The sequence below is a fragment of the Methylobacterium sp. UNCCL125 genome, from assembly GCF_900116795.1.
In the GTDB taxonomy this organism is placed as follows: Bacteria; Pseudomonadota; Alphaproteobacteria; order Rhizobiales; family Beijerinckiaceae; genus Methylobacterium; species Methylobacterium fujisawaense.
This window is the reverse complement of the sequence record NZ_FPBW01000081.1, coordinates 1-1615: the sequence shown is the minus strand read 5'-3', so window position 1 is coordinate 1615 and position 1615 is coordinate 1. Positions and strand designations below refer to the sequence as shown.

At 67.1% G+C, this 1615-nt stretch carries 1 protein-coding gene; it reads right to left on the bottom strand.

Annotation, left to right across the window (positions count from 1 at the left end):
• Positions 1-149: 149 nt before the first annotated feature.
• Positions 150-1493: an IS1380-like element ISMex4 family transposase gene (locus tag BM396_RS31760; protein WP_043765794.1), complete on the bottom strand. Its 1344-nt coding sequence runs from the start codon at positions 1491-1493 to the stop codon at positions 150-152.
• Between the last annotated feature and the right edge of the window lie 122 nt (positions 1494-1615).

Genomic DNA, 1615 nt, shown 5'->3' with positions numbered 1-1615 from the left:
CCCGCTTTATTCACCAGGGTTTGGCTGGCGACGTGTTTTGAGCTGAAGGCGAGCGGGATCGTGCGTCTGTCCTGACGCGTATGGATCTGGTTGTGCTGTCGGCGCTGGAGGGACGGGAGCGGTGTCGATGGGGCATCACGCCCCGTGGTTCAGGCTGGCGCTGGGGCGAGTGCGCCCGCGATATGGCGCAGCAAGTCGGCCTCGGGACAGGCGGCGGCGAAGGCGAGACGAACACGGGCAGTGGTCTCGTGGATGCGAGCCCCAAGCTTGAGCAGGCGCAGGCGGATCGTCGCGAACTCGGCCTTGGCCAGGCGATGGGGAGCCGGGATGGCGTCGCGCACGGTCAGCATCAGCCAATAGGCGGCGGTGTGCAGCACGAGCCGCATCTGGTTGGCGGCCGGATGCCGGCAGGAGGTGCGGTCGGAAGCGAGCTGGCCCTTATGGAGCTTGATCAGGTTCTCGGCCTGTCCGCGGGCGCAGTACAGCTCGGCGTAGAGCCATTCGGGCGTACCGGTGGCGATGTTCGTGACCACGTAGCGGATGTCGAGGCCAAGGCGGGTCGCCTCGATGCGGGCGGCGACGCGGCGGTGCTGCCGCCAGGATTTGGCTGCGTGCGTGGTCTCAGCAAAGCCGCGCACGGCATCTGTGTTGCTGAGGGCCCGCTCGACCCGGATGTGATCGGCGGTCGGCTCGACCTTGGCGGTGAGCGACTTGGTGCCGGTCAGGCCGAAGACGTAAGCGACGTCGTTGTCCTCGCACCAGTCCATCGCTTCGGGCCGCCCGTAATGGCCGTCGCCACGGATCGTGATCGCGGTCGTCGGCCAGTGTCGGCGGATCGCCCGGACCAGACGACGCAGATGGCCCCGGACTTCGCGACCCGAAGGCGTCTTGCCCGGCCGCAGGATCATCGCCACCGGGCGCGAGGTGGCGGTGTCGTAGACGTGGATGGGGAGAAAGCAGCGTTCGTCGTGGTGGGCGTTGAACAGCGACAGTTGCTGCTGGCCATGGACCACGTCGCAGGTGTCGTCGATATCCAGCGTGACAGCCGCCGGTGGCGCGGCGTAGCTGGCGCAGTAGAGGTCGACCAGCACCCGTCCGAGCCGGATCAGGTCACGCAGGCCCGGCGTGTTCTCCAGCCGCGAGACGGTGGGCTGGCTCATCAAGTCGCGTCCGCTGTCGGGTAGGCGACCACAGGCGAGCTTGAAGGCGGGATCGACGCGCAGGTGATCGAGGTCGTCGGCATCCTCGTACCCGCAGGCGATGGCCAGGATGCGCGCCAGCAGGATCTCGGGCAGAGGATGCACGATCCGGCTCGGGTCACGCCGGTCGGGGATCACCGCGGCGAGCTTCTCACCGATCTGCATCCGCCGGGCAGCCTGAGCGAGCAACAGGACGCCCCCGTCCGAGGTCAGGCGTCCGCCGTCGAAAGCAGCTGTGAGCTTCTTGCCTCGAACCGATGGAAACGCGAACGGCAGACACGTAGGATCGGACATGGCGGGCGTGGCGGGCTCGATCTGGTCTGAGGACTTGGCGTCAGCACCCAATCCCTAAGCCACATCAATGCTTTACGCTACGCTCGCCACCACAGATCCACTGCCCTCGTGAATAAGACGGG